Raw genomic sequence first — 17,357 nt, 5'->3', positions numbered from 1 at the left:
ATGGCGAAAATCGTAATCGGGGCCATTATGCTTGCTTGGGCGGCCGTGATCTTCCTGTTCTCCTCCCAGCCGTTCAAACAGCAGAACATCCAACCTTGGCTGAGGCGCATCGTGACAGCCGAGAAGCTGGAACGCGATTTCGGATGGGTGGACTTTTCTTATGCCGGGCTCCGGGTCAACATCCGCGAAATGGGGAGCCTCACGTTTGCCGAATTTTTCATTCGCAAAGCGGCCCACGTGACGGAGTACGCGATTCTCGGTTCCATGCTGATGCTTCTGCTGCGAGCCGTCTTTCGCAAGCGCAAATGGCTTCCGCCTGCGGGAATCCTGCTGTGCTTCGCGTTCGCGGCAGCCGACGAATACCGCCAATCGTTCGTCGACGGAAGAAGGCCGCTCTTCGAGGACGTCCTGCTCGATACGGCGGGCGCATGCCTCGGGATTCTGCTGACGATGTTGGCGATTCGAATGGGCAGCTCGCTGGGAAGAGTGATCCGGACTGCCAACGGAAGGGAGAGAATGGGATGAAAGTGCTGTTCCTGACCAATATTCCGTCTCCATACCGGATCGACTTCTTCAATGAACTGGGTAAGCATTGCGAGCTGACGGTCTGGTTCGAAGCGAGGAACGAGGCCAACCGGGAATGGGAGATCGAAGGGCTGGGCCGCCATTTCCGCTACAAGTTCCTGAAGGGCAGGACGTTCGGACTGGATAAGCATCTCAACTGGTCGGTGATCCGGGAACTGAACGCGGAGCCGTTCGACGTCTATATCATGGGATGCTACAGTTCGCCCACGGAAATTCTCGCGATCCATTGGCTGAAGCTGCGCCGTAAGCCGTTCATCCTGAATTCGGATGGAGGCTTCCCGGGCAATGACCGTTGGCTGCAGCGGAAGCTGAAGACGTATCTGATCTCCAGCGCCCGCGCGTGGCTCTCCTCGGGGAGCAGTTGCACGCGCTACCTTCTCCATTATGGCGCTGCCGCCGACCGAATCTACGAGTATCCGTTGTCTTCGACGATCCTGAGCGAACGGGATTTGGAGCCTTTATCCCCGGAAGAGAAGGCAATTCTGAAGCGAAGGGACAACCTGAAGGACATCGTTCTGCTCGGCGTCGGCCAGTTCGTTCCCCGCAAAGGCTTCGACGTGCTGCTGAAGGCGTTCGCCAAGCTGCAGCGGGAGCTTCCGGACGCGGAGGTGAGCCTGCTTCTGATCGGCGGGGGACCGGACAAAGCGCTCTACGAGCGGATCATCCGGGAGGAGGGGATTCGGGGCGTCACCTTGAAGAGCTTCATGCAGAAGGAAGAGCTGCTGTCCTACTGGAAGCTGGCTGACGTCTTCGTGCTGCCTACCCGCTATGACGTATGGGGGCTTGTCTTCAACGAAGCGGCGGCGTTCGGCTTGCCGATCGTCACGACGTACCGGGCGGGCGCGGCTTCCGATCTCGTGCGGGAGGGGGAGAACGGTTTCGTCATCGGGGTAGACGATACGGAGAACCTGGCCGCCCGGTTAAAGCGCCTCGTCATGGATCGCGGGCTGCGGGAACGGTTCTCCTGCGGAAGCAAGGAGATCTCCTCCCGGTATTCCATGGAACGGATGGTGGAACGGCACTTGCGGATCCTGGAGGCTTGGCAGGGAGAAGGAGGGGTTCCCGCCCGTGAATATCTGCACCTGGATTCATGAGGAGGAGATCTTCCGGGAGACGGATTGGCAATGCGCCGCCGTCTTCTTTGCCACGAGCCGACGCCAGAATCCGATGGCCGGCCACATCCTTTTCACGAGCGCGGCCCAGGTTCCGTCCATCCGGGGATTCGACCTCGAAGGCTTCCTCAGAGACAAGCTGAAGGTGCGGATCGAACGGGTTCCCCTGACCTATCGGACACCGTTCGGCTTTCACGGCATGCGGAAAAATCCGGTATACCTGTTCGACGTCATCAAGCGGATCTGCGAGACGGAAACCGACGAAACCGCCAAATACGTCGTTTTGCGTCCCGATTGCGTCTGGATCCGTCCCGCTTCCATCATCGATTCCCAGCTGGAGCGGTACGGATTGCTCACGATGGCGGTGGAAGATGCGGACGATCCGGATGTGCAGGTGAACGGATTAAGCCGCCTTCAGATGAGAGTCATCTACGAAGAGATGCTGGGAGAGCCGGTGCCGTTGCCGCCGGAGTATTGCGGGAGCGAGTGTATCGCCGCTACCTTACGGGAGATCCGCAGAGTCGTTCCGGAGCTGGACCGCGTTTGGTCCGCGTCCTTGGAACGGTTCCGTGCGAACCGTCCGAGACTGGCAGACGAATCCCACATGCTCAGTTTCGTCTATCACAAACTCGGCAGCCATCCTCGAACGGCGAATCCTTTCATCCGCCGGATTCGGACGAGATCGGACGGGAACGCAAGGAAAGACGATCTGTTCCTGACCGTCTGGCACTTGCCCAACGAATCCAATACGGGCATTCGGAATTTGTACAGGGACGCGATTCGTCCCCGCTCGCTTTTCTGGGACGGGAGGCCCGGCGTGCATCGGGAATACCTCGCCCGCACCGTGGGCATTTCCCGTAAAAGAGGGAGCGGATTCATACGGAGTGTCCGGAATCTGGTATACCGCAAGCTGCTGAAATCCGACAAGCGAGCAAAGGACGGACCGAGATGAGCGAATTGCAAACGATCTGTATCATTGGCGCCGCGGACAACCTCTATGCCCAGCATCTGGCTGTCGCGTTCGTATCCCTCCTCGTCAACCTGGCCCCCGGATGGAAATGCCGTTTCTACGTCGCAGATGGGGATATCACGCCGGAGAACCGGCTGCTGCTGACGCGTTCGGTTCAGCGGCACGGCGGGGAAATCAAGTTTCTGAAGGTCGAGAGGGAGCACTTTAACGATTTGTTCATCGCGGAGGGCAGGCATATTACCCAAGCAAGCTATTACCGCCTGGTCATTCCGGAGATGCTGCGGGACGAACCGGTGGAGAAAGTCATCTACCTCGATTGCGATCTGATCGTCCGGGACGACATTTCCCAAATGCTGCTGGTGCCGATCGGCGACCATCCCATTGGCGCGGTAGAAGACCTGGGCGGCGCGTTTCGGTTGGCTGATCTGTGTATCCCGGAAGGGTCGGCCTATTTCAATTCGGGAGTTCTGCTCATCAATCTGCCCAAGTGGCGGGACGAGGACGTGTCGAACCGGGTGTTCCGGTTCGTCCGGGAGAACCCCCACCGCATGCATTACCATGATCAGGACGGCTTAAACGCGGTACTGCACGGAAGATGGCTGCATTTACATCCGAAATGGAACGTGCAGCGCAACATGTTCGGCCGAATAGACGCTCCTCCCGACAAGATCGGAATGTTCAAACAAGCGGTAAAAAACCCGTCCATCGTGCATTTTACCGGCAACTCCAAGCCTTGGCATTACGACAATGCCCATCCTTACAAGAAGGAATATTACCGCTACTTGTCCTTGACGGAATGGAAGCATTTCAAGCCGGCATTCGGCCTTAAGCTCATGTTCAAGAAGTGGGCCCGGCTGCTTCTTCCCGATGCGTTGCTCTCCTTCGTAAGAAGGTACAGGTTCCGATGACAGGGGGAAGGAGTCCCGGGAATCGAGGAAACTCCTAAGTTATCGTAGAGGAGCTAGAGACCGGTGAAAAAGAGGGCGGGTCACAAAATCCTGTTCGTATGCACGAAACCGTATCAATACCTGATTGCCCGGCTGATCAAGGAAGGAATGCAGTATGACCAATGCGACATCGTCATTCTGAACCACTTCTTCGAAGCTGCCGAATTTGCCCGCAAGGTGAAGGGGACCGGCGTATGGAAGAAGGTCATGTACATCGACGACGGCATGCTGGACGAATACAAGCTGTCGCTCCATCCGCTTCGAAAATATTTCTTCTACCACAATTGGCGGAAAAGGCTGCCGCCCGTTCTTTCCGATATCTCGCCTTACTCCGAGGTGTTCGTCGCCCATGATTTCGTCGCCGTCGAATACGCGATCATGCGCAAGTTCGGCAGCGAAAACAAACGCGCTTACCTCTACGAGGAAGGCTTCGGCAACTATATCAACAACAGCACCCACTCCAGCTGGCATATGCGCCTGCTGAAGCGGGTCGCTCCCTGGTTCGGGCTTCCCGGGGGCTATTTCGGCAGCTTGAAGTGGATCGACTCCGTCTGGCTGCAGCGGCCGGGACTCATCACCTCCGATGCCCGCAACCCGATCCGCAAGAAAACGCGGGGGCTTCCGCTCGATTTCAACCAATTTCTCGGGATTCCCCGGATCGTGGAGGAATGCTACCGGATTTACCCGGAGCTCCGCGAGATCGACCGCCAGGTCGCCGGCCTGGATACGATTTCCGTCGTGCTGACCGATCCTTTTCTCGACGAAGTTCCGAACCGTGAGCCGTATATATGGGAAATGAAAGGCAAAGTCGACGAGGCGATCGGCCGGCGGGACATCCCGATGTTCATCAAGCAGCACCCCGGGGAGAAGAAGTCCATCGAGGCCGTTCCGGGACAGATCCTGACGCTGCCGAAGAAACTGCCCAGTGAACTGCTATATCTCGTGATCCTGAAAAACAATCTTCGGAAAATCAACCTGTTCTCTTTCGGCAGCACCGCGATTCTGAATTTGTACGATTTGTGCAAATCGGACAACAGCATGGACATTTACATTTTCGAGAGCCTGAAGATGCAGGACGACGTCAAAATGATCGCGCACCGTTTCGTCGAACTGGCCAAACGCCATCAGATCGCGTTCCAAACCGTATAAGGAGGCACCCATGAAGAACATCTTGTTCATTCAACCGTACGCTAGCCAGGTCGGCGGGGTCGACTCGGTGCTGCTTCAACTGATCCAGGGATTGGATCGGGACAAATACCGTTCCTTCGTCCTGCTGTCCGCACCGTCTCCCTACGTGGAAAAGTACGAGGCGGTTGGCGCAAGGGTGCTGTTCGGTCCGCTCGCCGTATTCGGCAAACCGACGGATGCGGGCTACTACTTCCGTAATCTGGCGCTTCTGTTTCGTTCCCTCCGGGCGATCCGCCGTATCGTGAAGGAGCACAGGATCGACCTCATCCACTCGCACAAAATGGAAGTCATCGGAGCCAACGCGGTGGGCAAATGGCTGGGCATTCCGACGATCCAGACCGTGCACGAGCTCGCCCGCAAGCCGCTCTTCGCCTACCGTGCGGTAGGATGGCTAGATCACGTGCTCAACGATAAGGTCATCGTGCTTTGCGAGCGAAGCAAAATCATGTTCCGCTGGTTTAACCGGGAATCCTCCAAGCTGGTCAAAATCTATAACGGCATCGATGCCCGTCCCCCGAGCGCTATGACGGAGACTGCCTTTGATTTGAAGCGCCAAATTGGTTTGCCTGTGGAAGCCCGCATCGCGATCGCCGTGGCCCGGTTGTCGCCGATGAAAGGTTTGGAGTATCTGATCGAAGCGGCCGCACGATGGAAGACCTCGCATCCCCATATCAAAGTCGTCATCGTCGGGGACGTCGCGTTTGAGTATGAGAAGCCGTATAAGGAGAAGCTGCGTGTTCAGGTGGAAAAATCGGGGCTTCAGGATACGGTGTTCATGCTCGGCTTGCGGAGAGACGTGCCTGAGCTCCTGCGGCAAAGCGATCTGCTTGTTCTGCCTTCTATATACGATATCTTTCCGACTGTCATTCTGGAAGGGATGAGCGCCGGACTCCCGGTCGTCGCCACCGATGTCGGGGGGGTGCCGGAAATGGTTCGCGAAGGCAGCGGAGTTCTCGTCCCTCCTGGGAATGCGGAGGCGCTCAGGGAAGCGGTGGTCGGCATGTTGGCCCAGGATTACCGTGCCATTGGCGAACGAGCGCGGGAAGTGTTTTTGCGGGATTTCACGAAAGAGCGTTACGTGGAGCGGACCACCGCGCTCTACGAGGAAATGTTGGCGAAGTACGCCGCTCGTTAAGAGGCGCTCGGCGACAAAGGCCCCCGTGCGCTTGACATTGATACATAATGTATCGTAAAGTGAAAAGAAAATGATTGCTACTGATTGTATCAATCTGCTAGGGGATGTTTCATGAACTCAAAAGCCATCGTATCCGGCGCGATCATTTTGTTTTCTGGGAATCTGCTCAGCGCTTTCCTTGGATTGTTCAGGGAAGTGCTCATCGCCGCTCAGTACGGAGCCGATCTCGATACGGACGCCTACTTGTTTGCTTATACGGTCCCTTCCATTATTCTGGCTTTCGTCAGTTCCATTTTTTTAACGGGTTTTGTCCCTTTGTTTATCAAAGAAAGGGTGAACAAGAGCCCGGAAGAAGCCTCCTTGATGTTCAGCAATACGATCAATTGGTTCTTGGTCATCATGTTGGTCGTGATTGGGGTATGCTACGGTCTCAGCGATTGGCTGTCCGCCTTTTTCGCCGACAATCCGGCGTCGCACCAGAAGATCGAGCAACTGCTGTGGATCCTGCTGCCGGGCATGCTGTTTTTCGGATTATCCTACGCGCAATCCACGGTTCTCAATAGCGTGAACCATTTTACGACACCGGCCTTCATGACCGTCATTAACAATATCGTCGTCATTCTATTCATGATCCTTTTCCATCAATCATTAGGCATTTATTCCGTCGCGTTGGGGTTCGTGATCGGGAACGTGGTTCAGGTCGCCGTGCAAATTCCCGTATTGCGCGCGAAGGGAATCCGTTACAAGCGATATATGGGCGTGAAGGACGAATACCTGCGAAAATTGTTCGCTTTATCGATGCCGATTATGACCATGGTTCTGATCGACCAATCTATGGTATTCGCTTCCCGGTACTTCGCGGCATATCTGGATGTCGGAAGCGCATCTGCCATTAACTACGCCAACCGGATTATCATGCTTCCGGTCACCTTGTTCGGAACGGCACTCGTGAGCGCGACTTACCCTTCCGCCGTCCAAATGCTGGCGGAGAAGAAACAGCGCGAATACGATACGATCGTGTCGACCGGCATCAAAAGCCTGTTGCTCATGATGACTCCGGTATTCTTCATTTGCATGCTGTTTTCGACCAGCATCATTCGGGCTCTCTTCGAAAGAGGGGCGTTCGATGCCGATGCCACCCGGATGACGGCGTCCGCGTTTCTCGTATTATCCGCTGCCATCGTCATTATGCCGCTTCGGGATTTTTTCAACAAGCTCTTCTTCAGCCGGGGATATTTGAAATCGTCCATCATCTATTCCTTGGGTTATACGGGCGGCTTCATCGCGTTCAGTTTGCTTCTGGTACCGCGAATCGGTTATTTGGGTCTTGCGGTGGCCACCGTGGCTTCGCTTTCCGCAGCCTTCTTTTATTTGGTCTCCGCCTATAAGAGGAAGTATAGAGATCATGCCCTCGGAGTTTCCGCGTCGTTCATTTTCAAAATCGCCTTTTCCGCCGCGCTTTCTTCTTCCATCGCGTACGGAGCCTTCCGGATCAGCATGCAGAGCCTTGTGCTGAATAAGTTCGGAGAAATTGTCCTGATGGCGGTTTTCTGCGGGACTGCGTTGCTCCTCTATTTTCTGATCGTGAAGTGGTGGAAGGTCGAAGAGGTAAACTTCGTTTGGGCTAAGCTTTCAACCAAGCTCCCGATCGGGAGAAGAGCAGGATCCCGCGCGGCCGAAGGCAAGGCATGACGGAAATCCGGACGGCACGGTTTTGAGGAGGCGAACGGCATGAGCCGATTGTTGGGATACGATCTCTCAAGCGACGGGCATCATCGCCTGTATAATTTGACGGTCATGCAGCATCTGAGTAAACAGAACCAGTACGATCAAGTCGGCTATTATACGCTGAACGCGGGGGAGGAACTGGTCTCCGAGTTGAAGGGTTGCGGCATCAAAGTTCGAAACCTTCCGCCTCTTCGAGACTCCACCGGTCGGCTTAGCCTGTTGCGAAGGACGATGTGCCTGCTCGGCATGTTCCTATACGCGCGCAGATACGGATATGACAAGGTGCACCTGTTCCATCTCGATAGCGCGATCGTTTCCTTGTTATTGGCGATGCCTCTGGCGGCCGGAATCCGGGTGACGGGTACACTGCATTGGTATCCGACGAAACGACTGAAACGGTGGCTCATGTTCCTGCTATTAAAGCTCCGGGTGATCGACAAAGTCGCCGTACACGGCAATTTCACCCATGCCCGCATTCTTCGGGACGGCTGCGACGAAAGCAAGGTGGCGAATATCCATATTCCCTATTTCAAAAGGGAATCCGGCGGAGTAGACGCTCAGGAGCAGGATATCCTCCATGCCTTGTCCGGACGGAAGCGGCCCTATCTGTTGTGCTTCGGGGGGATGCGGTACGACAAAGGGATCGATATCCTGATGGAATCCTTGTCGTACTTGCGAGACTTGGACTTCACGGTTATCGTAGCCGGTTCGGAGGATCATTTCACGGAAGCGGATTTGGACCGCTGGGCGATGGAGTACGGGATCGCCGATCGGCTTCATAAAGACATCCGGTACATTCCGGAATCCCTCAAAACCCAATACCTGGAGTTATGCGATGCCGTCATTTTGCCCTACCGCGGCATGTTCTCGGGTATCAGCGGCCCTCTTACGGAAGGGGCGGCCCATCATAAATTCGTGCTCGGCCCAAACCACGGAGAAATCGGGTATACGATCGAAACGTACGGACTCGGCGATACGTTCGAGGCGGAGAACCGAAGCGATTTGACGGATAAGCTGAGGAAATTGCTCAATCGGCTGAAACGGGGAGAAGCGGCGGAATCGAGTCCGAATACGACCAGTCTGTTCTCCCGCTTCATCCGGGACGAGAAGCTGTTCGGGGAGAATTACAGGAAGTTTCTTGCGTAGCTGCATCGCCTCGCGGAGATCGGTCTCTGCGGGGCGTTTCTTATTTTCGAATCGCCCACGGCAGCCTTATACGGATACGGGCCTCGCTTGGCGGGCAAAGATGGTATAATAATCCTCTGACAAGTTTTCGCCGAAATGAGGTTCGCGCATGCAATGGCTGTTCGCGGTACTGGTCATCTTCGTCTTCCAGGCGGCGACCATTCTGGTGCTGGAATACAAGAGGCCGGCCAATGCGATGGCTTGGCTGTTCATTCTGTTCCTGTTCCCGATCGTCGGATTCGTCCTCTATTATTTCCTGGCCCGCGAATACCAGAGGCGCAGGCGCGTGCGCCGGCGCGGAGGCATCGACGAGCAGCGCCGCGCCGAGATCATCGCCAAGAGCCATCTGATCTCCCAGCCGGATCAGATGCCGAGTCCCGAGTTCGCCCATCAGGAGAGGCTGTTCAAGCTTCTGCGCAAGGCGGGGGCGGCTCCGATCACGGGCTGCAACCAAACGAAGGTGCTGACGAACGCGGAGAAAGCCTATGAAGCGATGCTCGAAGCGATTCGGGGCGCGCGGCACCATATCCATTTCTCCTCCTACATCATTCGGGACGACGAGACCGGACGGAAGTTCCGCGACGAGCTGATTCGCAAAGCCGAGGCAGGCGTTCAAGTGCGGCTGTTGTACGACGGAATCGGCAGCATTAAACTGGGCAAAGCGTATTTCGTTCCTCTCCAGGAAGCGGGGGTGGAATACGCCAGCTTCTTTCCGCTTCGGCCGGCTTTCATGAAGAAGAGGATGAATTACCGGAACCACCGCAAAATTCTCGTGGTCGACGGAACGAAAGGGTTCGTCGGGGGCATCAACATCGGGGACGAGTACTTGGGCAAACATCCGCGGCTCGGGTTTTGGCGGGATACGCATTTGCAGCTGGAAGGCGACGCGGTTTACGGTTTGCAGGAAGTGTTTCTCAAAGATTGGGAGACGGCGACCCGTAGGAACCCCAAGGATCCGGAGTATTTCCCCGTTCACCAGTGCACCGGAAGGGAAGCGGTCCAGATCGTGGCCGGAGGCCCGAACCGGAGAGACGACGCCATCCACGAGACGCTGTTCGCCGCTCTGTCGGTGGCGAAGGAGCGGATCTGGATCACGACGCCGTATTTCATTCCGGATGCCGGCATCGCCATGGCGCTCAAAATCGCGGCGATGAGCGGCGTCGACGTTCGGTTGATCGTGCCGCTCGTGCCGGATACGTATCTCGTGCACGCCGCGACGATGTCCTATGTCGACGAGATGATGAGCTACGGCGTGCGGTTCTGGCAATACAGCCGCGGTTTCATCCACGCGAAGGTCGTCATCGTGGACCGGCTGATGGCTTCGGTCGGGACCGCCAATATGGACCTGCGGAGCTTCTTCAGCAATTTCGAGACGAATGCGCTGCTGTTCGATGCGCAGCGGATCGGGGAGCTGGAGCAGGATTTCTTGCAGGACTTGCGCGACAGCCGGGAAATCGAGCTGTCCGCTTTCCGCAAACGTCCCCGCAGCGTCAAGGCGAAGCAGGCGCTGGCGCGGATGCTGTCGCCGTTGTTGTAACGGGAAACGGACGGATTCGCCAGCTTCTCATTTCATGCCGGCGATTACACGTTTTAAAGGCTGCGGCTTCATGCGGGCAATCAGATCGCCGCGGGCGCGGAGCCTTTCTTCGATATTGAGCAGGTTGAAATCGGTCGCGGAAGGATTGCGGGCGACTTCCTCCCAGGTGAGCGGGGTCGACACGGGTGCGCCGGGGCGGGCGCGCGGCGTATAAGGGGCGGCCAGCGTCCGGCCGGGGTGGAACTGCAGATAGTCGAGGTAGATGAGCGTTCCCCGATCTTTCTTGAACCGTTCCACCGTGAACAGCTTCGGATTCCGGGCGGTCAGGTACTCCGAGACGAACTTCCCGAACGCCCGGAGTTCGTCATAGGTCGGGCCGCGTTCGATCGGCATGACGACCTGCACGCCGGTGGCGCCGGACGTTTTCGGAACGGCGTCGAGTCCGAGCGAATGAAGCAGATCTCCGACTAACGACGCCGCTTCCATGATCCGCGGCTCCTCTTCGAGCGTCGGATCGATGTCGAGAATCCACCGGTCGGGGAGCGGGTCCCCGATGATTTCGCAGGAGACGTGCAGCTCCAGGCTGTACAAGCTTCCGAGCCACACCAGCGTCTGCATCGAATCCAGCACGACGTAGTTGATCGTTCCGTCCATCGCCGTCCGGACGAAGTCGGGCGTCGGCTTGGGGGCGTTTTTCTGGTAAAATGACGTGCCCGCGATTCCTTCGGGATAACGGATCGTCGTCAAATAACGGTTTTGCGAATGGGGGAGCAAGTATGGCCCCAGCTTCGCGAGCTGCTGGATATACTCCAGCTTGGTGATGTTCATGTCGGGCCAAATCAGCTTGTCGGGATGCGTGACGTTCAGCTCGTAATCTCCGAGCTTCAGGATCGTTTTCGCCGCCGCGGGCATTGGGCCGGCCTCCTCGCCAGGTGGGCTTTTTCCCATTTTGCCCATTCCCGGCCCGGCCATCCGTCGAGGAAAGCGTTCACCTCTATCCCGATCTGCAGGGCCCGAGGAGATTTCTGCTCGCAACCGAAGACGCCCCTGGGATCTACGAACGCAATGGGCTCTGCCCGCTCGGCGGGGAAGCGCCGCATAGGCTGCAGATTTTCCCGGGACCGCCAAGATCCGCTTGCACGTTTGAACCTCCATTTACATAAGAAAGGAGAGAAGCTCAACCGAAGGTGGGACCCTGATGGACATGGCGCCTGTCGCCCCCCTCGTTTCCTTCATGCTGATGATGCTGGTCGTGGTCGCTACGGGCACCGCTTGGTTCGTTGCCCTCCATCCCCGGTTCATTTGGCGGATGTTGCACGGGAGCGGGGTCTCCGGCGATCCTCCCGCCTCCTATTCCCAGATGATCCGGCTCGGAGGCCTGATTTTCGGAGCCGCCGGCATGGATTTGCTTCTGGCTTCCGACTTGTTTTCCTAAGCAAATCGAAACGGCTCCCGTCAAGGAGCCGTTTCGGTTTTGCGGGTGCGCGGGGCGCGGGGTTTCTTCGCCGTGCGGGTTCCGCCGGCGGCCGCGGCCGGATCGGGCGGCGCCGCCTTGACCGCTTCGAGGCTGGCCTGCAGAGCCGCCATGAGGTCGATCACGTTCGTGCGCTCCGCGGCCGGAGCGGTAACGACGTCTGCGCCTTGGCCCGTCACTTTGCGCTGGATCGCCTCAAGCAGAGCGACGCGGTAGTCGTCCGTGTATTTCTCCGGCTCGAACGGAGTCGACAGCTGCTCGATCAGCATTTTGGCCATCGTCAGCTCGCGATCATTTACGTTCGTCTGGGCAGGCAGATTGGGAACGAGCTGCAGGCTGCGGATTTCGTCGGGATAATGCATCGTCTCCATGCAGATGCAGTTCTCGACCGCGCGGATGGCGGCCAAGCTGCTTTTGCTGCGGATGGCGATTTTGGCGATGCCGATTTTGCCGGACTGGCGCATCGCTTCGAGAAGAAGGCTGTAGGCTCCCGCTCCCGCCTGGTCGGGAGACAAGTAGTAGGCTTTCTGAAAATAAAGCGGGTCTATCTCCGTCAAATCGACGAAGTCGAGAATCTGGATCGTGCGGGTGTTCTCCGGTTTGATCGCGTCCAGCTCCTCGCCCTCGAACAGCACGAACCGCCCCTTTTCGTATTCGTAGCCTCTCGAAATCTCTTCCCACTCCGTTTCCTTCTGGCAGTGCGGGCAGGACCGGGTATAGGAGATCGGGGTTCCGCAAGGCTTGTGGATGTAGCGCAAATGAACGTCTTTGTCCTCGGTCGCGGTAAACATTTTCACGGGGACGTGCACCAGGCCGAAGCTGATGGCGCCTTTCCAGACCGTATGCATGCGAATCGCTCCTTCTGTTCGTCGTTCGGGCGACGGGTCGTTCCTAGAATGCCCAACCGTATGAGAATCAACCGGGGCGGGAATATTGAGGAAGAGGTGAGCGCAAGTGGCAGACGAGACGTTGGAAGACGCGATTTTCGAAGGCAGGGACGAATACGACATGGACGTGGACCGCATGATCAACGAAGGATTAGGCGGCGGCCAGGTGACGTCCCAGAACGGTTTGATCACCGAAACGACCACGGATGCGATGGAGGCGGACAACCCATGAACGCGGAACGCGCGATGGAAATTTTCCAATCGAAGGATACGATTCCGGTCCATCTCGACAGCGGAGAATCGGTCTGGATCGAGAAGGTGGACAAGGAGAACGGAGTCGCCACGGTGCAGATCGGGCAGAATCCCGTTAATACGCAGACAGTGGCGGTCGAGCGGCTTCAGGAAGCTCATTAAGATCAGGTTGGGGCGGTACGCGGGAAGCGGCCGCCCATTCTTTTTGTAAGTGTTTGGAAACTGTGCTAAAATTGAAGCAGATTTGATCATTCATTCATGGCGAAGGAGTGGGGAAGATGTATGAGATCGCGGTCATCGGAGCGGGACCGGCAGGGGCCAGCGCTGCTTTGTTCACGGCCAAGGCGGGCAAGAAAACGATCGTGCTGGACAGCGACCAGAGCGTGACGAAGCGGGCATGGATCGAAAACCACTACGGAGCGCCGGAGATCACCGGTCCGGACCTGGTGGCGGCGGGCAAGAAGCAGGCGGAGAAATTCGGCGCGGAAATCGTATCGGCCAAAGTGACGAAGCTGAGCGTTTCGGACGGGATCGTTACGGTCGAGACGGAAGGCGGCACATACGAAGCCAAGCACGTGATCATCGCGACGGGCATGTTCACCGACCTGGCGGAAGCCAGCGGCATCCGGACGAAGCCTGGCACGGAACCGCGGATCAAGACGGTCATCGACTGCACGCCGGACGGCCAAACGAACCTCGAGGGCGTCTGGGCCGCCGGAACCGTCGCGGGCGTCAGCATGCACACGATCATTACGGCCGGAGACGGCGCCAAAGTCGCGATTAACGTCATCAGCGAAATCAACGGCGAACGCTACGTGGACCATGATGTGCTGAAGAGCTGACGGATACGTCGGGAACGCCAAGTCATACCAAGCGTGAAGCTGTCCCATGAAGCAGGTCCGGCCTGCAAGGGACGGCTTTTTTTTGTTCGGAGAGAGCATTGTGCGCCAATGGGCATGAATCGGCGGGTGTGCGGGGGAAACGGTGAAATAGCGGCGCAGGAACACGAATCGGCGGGTATACGAGGGAATCCGAGGAAATAGTGTCGCACGGACACTAATCGGCGGGTATACGAGGGAAACCGAGGAAATAGTGGCGCAGGGACGCTAATCGGCGGGTGTGCGAGGGAAATCGGGGAAATAGTGTCGCAGGAACACGAATCGGCGGGTGTGCGGGGGAAACCGAGGAAATAGTGGCGCAGGGAAACTAATCGGGTAGTGTGAGAGGGAAACCGTGAAAATTGTTGCGCACAGCCACTAATCACCTGCTTACGTACCCCGCAGTGCCGGATCCGCCCGAGTTACACGATATTATCGAACAACTCCCCCCGCCGCAGTCCCGTATCCGCACGAGTTACACGATTTTTTCGAACATATCGGCCACACAAGAAAAGGCTTGCGGAGGTCGTGGCGGCGGGGCGGAGAAAAAGGTGTTTAGCGGCGGCGGCGGGGGCGAAGAAAAAGGTGTTGAGGGGTGTCGTCGGGAGCGGAGAAAAGGTGTTTGGTGGTCGCGATCGGCGGCAGTTTAAGCGAGAAGACCGGCGAAGCGGTGCGGTGCGGCGGTTGGCGGGACTTGAGCGGCGAATCCCATTTCCCGAGCAGCTCCGATGGGATATGATAGAGAAACCATGGAGTGGGAGGCGTTGCGTGGTGCATATTCCGTTCGGAACCTATTTGATTTCGGATGACAAAAGCCGGCTGGATCTCGAAACGGTACTCGGCTTCCTTCAGCGCAGCTACTGGGCGAAAGCCAGAGAAGCGGAGCGGACGAAGAAGGCGATCGAGAATTCCCGCTGCTACGGCGTGTATGACGCGGAGGGGCGACAAGTCGCATTCGCGCGCGTGATTACGGATGGCGCTACGGCGTACTATCTCTGCGACGTATTCGTGGACGAAAATCACCGGGGCTCCGGCATCGGCAAAGCGATGGTCGAAGCGATCATCGGCTCAGAGGAGCTCAAGGGAATTACCGGCATGCTGGCCACGGCGGACGCGCACGGATTGTACGAGAAATACGGTTTCGTGAAGGACGCCGAACGGTTCATGAGAAAGCCGATCGTTCCGAACTGACGCGAAAGGAGTGCGCCGGATGCCGTTTCTCAAACGCATATCCGTCGATTGGACGAGGCTGCCGCCGCAGGATCGCAACCGGTATCCCTTCGACATTCCCGCGATCCGGGGGCTCGAAGCCTTGGATTTGCGAACGGACGTCACCTTCTTCGTCGGGGACAACGGATCGGGCAAATCGACTTTGCTAGAGGCGATCGGAGAAAGCTGCGGCTTCAGCATCGTCGGCGGGAAAGACCTCGTTCTCCGCAAAGAGAAGGACGATGTCACGCTCGCGGAATACCTCAGGCTGTCCTGGATGCCGAAGGTGAACGGGGGCCTGTTCTTCCGGGCGGAGACGTTCGACGCGTTCGCGGATTACATCGACGAAATGGCGAAGGATCCCTATATCGGTCGGGGCGCCTATGCCCCGTACGGCGGCAAGTCGCTGCACGAAAGGTCGCATGGACAAGCGTTCCTGTCTTTTATCGGCGGCCGGTTCGGCAGGCAGGGCTTGTATTTGCTGGACGAGCCCGAGTCCGCGCTGTCGCCCCAGAACCAGTTGACGTTTCTGGCGGTGCTGCGGGACATGGAGCGGAGCGGGATCGCCCAATTCATCATCGCGACCCACTCCCCGATCCTGATGGCGTACCCGGGGGCGGATATCCTGCAGTTCGACGGTGATTCCATCCGCCGGGCCGAATACGAGGACACGGAGCATTATCGTTTGACGAGGGATTTTCTCAATCATAGAGAGCGTTATTTTCGGAATTTGTTTGACGAAGAAGACGAGCTGGAATAGGCGAAAAAAGGGGCGGCAATTACAATGGACGAAACGAAAGCGACTGTGCTCCATTACGAGGCGTTCTCCCGGATTCCCGGCAAAGGAAATCCGGCCGGCATCGTGCGGGATGCGGACGGGATGCCGGAAAACGAGATGCAGCGGATCGCCGCGGCGGTCGGGTTCAACGAGACGACCTTCATCCAGACGAGCGAGACGGCCGACGTTCGGCTGCGGTATTTTACGCCCGGCCATGAAATGGATCTGTGCGGCCACGCAACGGTAGCGACGTTATATCACCTCAAGACGAACGGGTGGTTCGAAGGGAGGGACCGGATTACGGTGGAAACGCGGGCGGGGAACCTGCCGATGGAATTAATGCGGGAGCCTGAAGGGGATTGGTCGATCCGGATGATGCAGGACCGCCCCCGTTTCGAGCCTTTCGGCGGGGATCGCGGGATGCTGGCTCGTTCGATCGGGCTGGAAGAGCGGGATCTCCATCCCGAACTTCCGATCATGTACGGCAGTACGGGAATCTGGACGCTGCTCGTGCCGGTCGCGGATTTGGCCTGTTTCTCGCGGATGAAGCCCGACAATCGGCGGTTCCCCGACATCTTGGCCGAGCGTCCTCGTGCCTCCGTTCACCCGTTCGGACTGGCGACCGTCGATCCGCAGGCGCATATGCACGCCCGGCATTTCTCCTCCCCCTACTCCGGCACGATCGAGGACCCCGTGACCGGCACGGCTTCCGGCGTCATGGGAGCCTATGCATTGACGTATTTGCAGCCCGGCCGGGAGTCCGCCGATTTGATCGTGGAGCAGGGGCTGGAGATAGGCCGCGACGGCCGGGTCCAGGTGCAAGTCCGGCGGACGGAAGGGGATTCCATGGAGGTGCGGATCATCGGCTGCGCCGTCTATGTCCGGGAGTTCGAAGTGTGAAGCGGTTGGCGTGCCATTCGTCATATGCCAAATCAGGATTTCATAAGTTTATAATTGGTAAACGGATCGATCATGGCCCTGCCGATTTGACATCAGTCAAATATGAGGGGGATATTCTCGATGGCTATCGCAAAGCAGCAGGTCGCCAAGACCCCGCCGATGGGGTGGAACAGCTGGGATTGCTATGGCGCTTCCGTCACGGAGGCGGAAGTCAGAGGGAAAGCCCCATATCAACTCCATTTGCCCATGGAACACCGACATGTATGGTGTAGATCCCGCCAAGCCCGGAGCCCAGGAATATTTTCATTCTTTGTTTCATATGTACGCGGGATGGGGTTGTTTGCGGGATATAGGGATTCATGAACCGAAATCGGTGCGGGATTTATGGCAGCGGATAGATCTTGGAATGAGCGGGGAGCATCTTGAGGCGTACGTGCCTCCGCACGGAGCCAAGCTATTCCGATTGCGGGATGCGTGAATACGAAAGCCCGCTGCGGTCAACCTGCCAAGGCACCCCTCCTTCCACCAACCATCCGCGTGGCCCGCATCCCTGAGCGAAGGGGATATGGGCATGTCAAGCGCAAACAAGAAA

Annotated in this window: 19 protein-coding genes; 17 read left to right on the top strand and 2 right to left on the bottom strand. The window is 57.5% G+C overall.

Translation table 11 applies throughout. The features are described from left to right. From GE107_RS20215 to cls, 9 genes are all read left to right on the top strand, one after another. Window positions 1-525, top strand: coding sequence for a VanZ family protein (locus GE107_RS20215; RefSeq protein ID WP_219641975.1), 525 nt, complete (start codon window positions 1-3; stop codon window positions 523-525). Beyond that, a complete protein-coding gene (locus GE107_RS20210) occupies window positions 522-1,679 on the top strand; it encodes a glycosyltransferase family 4 protein (protein WP_219641972.1) in 1,158 nt (385 codons plus the stop codon). Before GE107_RS20215 ends, GE107_RS20210 begins: the two co-directional genes overlap by 4 nt. Next, window positions 1,654-2,649: a hypothetical protein gene (locus GE107_RS20205; protein ID WP_219641969.1), complete on the top strand. Its 996-nt coding sequence runs from the start codon at window positions 1,654-1,656 to the stop codon at window positions 2,647-2,649. Before GE107_RS20210 ends, GE107_RS20205 begins: the two co-directional genes overlap by 26 nt. Continuing rightward, a complete protein-coding gene (locus GE107_RS20200) occupies window positions 2,646-3,575 on the top strand; it encodes a glycosyltransferase family 8 protein (RefSeq protein WP_219641968.1) in 930 nt (309 codons plus the stop codon). Before GE107_RS20205 ends, GE107_RS20200 begins: the two co-directional genes overlap by 4 nt. A 63-nt stretch (window positions 3,576-3,638) precedes the next feature. Continuing rightward, complete coding sequence (locus GE107_RS20195; protein WP_219641967.1) at window positions 3,639-4,763, top strand: hypothetical protein; 1,125 nt, start codon at window positions 3,639-3,641, stop codon at window positions 4,761-4,763. Between the two features lie 10 nt (window positions 4,764-4,773). Beyond that, a complete protein-coding gene (locus GE107_RS20190; RefSeq protein WP_219641964.1) occupies window positions 4,774-5,937 on the top strand; it encodes a glycosyltransferase family 4 protein in 1,164 nt (387 codons plus the stop codon). Window positions 5,938-6,048: 111 nt separating this feature from the next. Next, complete coding sequence (murJ, locus tag GE107_RS20185) at window positions 6,049-7,629, top strand: murein biosynthesis integral membrane protein MurJ (RefSeq protein ID WP_219641962.1); 1,581 nt, start codon at window positions 6,049-6,051, stop codon at window positions 7,627-7,629. Window positions 7,630-7,668: 39 nt separating this feature from the next. Continuing rightward, complete coding sequence (locus tag GE107_RS20180) at window positions 7,669-8,811, top strand: glycosyltransferase (RefSeq protein WP_219641959.1); 1,143 nt, start codon at window positions 7,669-7,671, stop codon at window positions 8,809-8,811. A gap of 148 nt (window positions 8,812-8,959) precedes the next feature. Then, complete coding sequence (gene cls, locus GE107_RS20175) at window positions 8,960-10,387, top strand: cardiolipin synthase (RefSeq protein ID WP_219641956.1); 1,428 nt, start codon at window positions 8,960-8,962, stop codon at window positions 10,385-10,387. A gap of 27 nt (window positions 10,388-10,414) precedes the next feature. Here cls and ligD read toward each other — a convergent pair whose 3' ends face one another. After that, complete coding sequence (ligD, locus tag GE107_RS20170) at window positions 10,415-11,299, bottom strand: non-homologous end-joining DNA ligase (RefSeq protein ID WP_219641953.1); 885 nt, start codon at window positions 11,297-11,299, stop codon at window positions 10,415-10,417. 286 nt (window positions 11,300-11,585) lie between these two features. Here ligD and GE107_RS20165 point away from each other — a divergent pair, with 286 nt between their 5' ends. Beyond that, window positions 11,586-11,822, top strand: coding sequence for a hypothetical protein (locus GE107_RS20165; protein WP_219641950.1), 237 nt, complete (start codon window positions 11,586-11,588; stop codon window positions 11,820-11,822). A 20-nt stretch (window positions 11,823-11,842) separates the two neighbouring features. On the opposite strand, the gene ku is transcribed toward GE107_RS20165, so the two are convergent. Next, window positions 11,843-12,709, bottom strand: a complete 867-nt coding sequence (ku, locus tag GE107_RS20160; RefSeq protein ID WP_219641947.1) for a non-homologous end joining protein Ku — start codon at window positions 12,707-12,709, stop codon at window positions 11,843-11,845. Between the two features lie 106 nt (window positions 12,710-12,815). On the opposite strand from ku, the gene GE107_RS20155 reads away from it, so the two are divergent. The 7 genes from GE107_RS20155 to GE107_RS27285 all read left to right on the top strand — a co-directional run bounded on the left by GE107_RS20155 (window position 12,816) and on the right by GE107_RS27285 (window position 17,243). After that, window positions 12,816-12,980: a hypothetical protein gene (locus tag GE107_RS20155; protein WP_219641943.1), complete on the top strand. Its 165-nt coding sequence runs from the start codon at window positions 12,816-12,818 to the stop codon at window positions 12,978-12,980. Beyond that, the gene (locus GE107_RS20150) at window positions 12,977-13,162 is read left to right on the top strand and encodes an H-type small acid-soluble spore protein (RefSeq protein ID WP_219641940.1); all 186 of its coding nucleotides are present in this window, start codon (window positions 12,977-12,979) and stop codon (window positions 13,160-13,162) included. Before GE107_RS20155 ends, GE107_RS20150 begins: the two co-directional genes overlap by 4 nt. A gap of 116 nt (window positions 13,163-13,278) precedes the next feature. After that, window positions 13,279-13,842: an FAD-dependent oxidoreductase gene (locus GE107_RS20145; RefSeq protein WP_219641935.1), complete on the top strand. Its 564-nt coding sequence runs from the start codon at window positions 13,279-13,281 to the stop codon at window positions 13,840-13,842. Between the two features lie 804 nt (window positions 13,843-14,646). Continuing rightward, window positions 14,647-15,069, top strand: coding sequence for a GNAT family N-acetyltransferase (locus tag GE107_RS20140; protein WP_370636471.1), 423 nt, complete (start codon window positions 14,647-14,649; stop codon window positions 15,067-15,069). Between the two features lie 19 nt (window positions 15,070-15,088). Then, window positions 15,089-15,847 (top strand): AAA family ATPase, encoded by a 759-nt coding sequence (locus tag GE107_RS20135; RefSeq protein WP_219641932.1) that lies wholly within the window; start codon window positions 15,089-15,091, stop codon window positions 15,845-15,847. A gap of 24 nt (window positions 15,848-15,871) precedes the next feature. Beyond that, window positions 15,872-16,765: a PhzF family phenazine biosynthesis isomerase gene (locus tag GE107_RS20130; protein WP_219641929.1), complete on the top strand. Its 894-nt coding sequence runs from the start codon at window positions 15,872-15,874 to the stop codon at window positions 16,763-16,765. 319 nt (window positions 16,766-17,084) lie between these two features. Beyond that, window positions 17,085-17,243, top strand: a complete 159-nt coding sequence (locus GE107_RS27285; RefSeq protein WP_370636478.1) for a hypothetical protein — start codon at window positions 17,085-17,087, stop codon at window positions 17,241-17,243. Window positions 17,244-17,357: the final 114 nt, after the last annotated feature.

Origin of the sequence: Cohnella sp. CFH 77786, from assembly GCF_019400745.1 — a bacterium.
Taxonomy (GTDB): domain Bacteria; phylum Bacillota; class Bacilli; order Paenibacillales; family Paenibacillaceae; genus Cohnella.
Note: the sequence above shows the minus strand (reverse complement) of the source record. Positions and strands in the feature narration are given on the sequence as shown.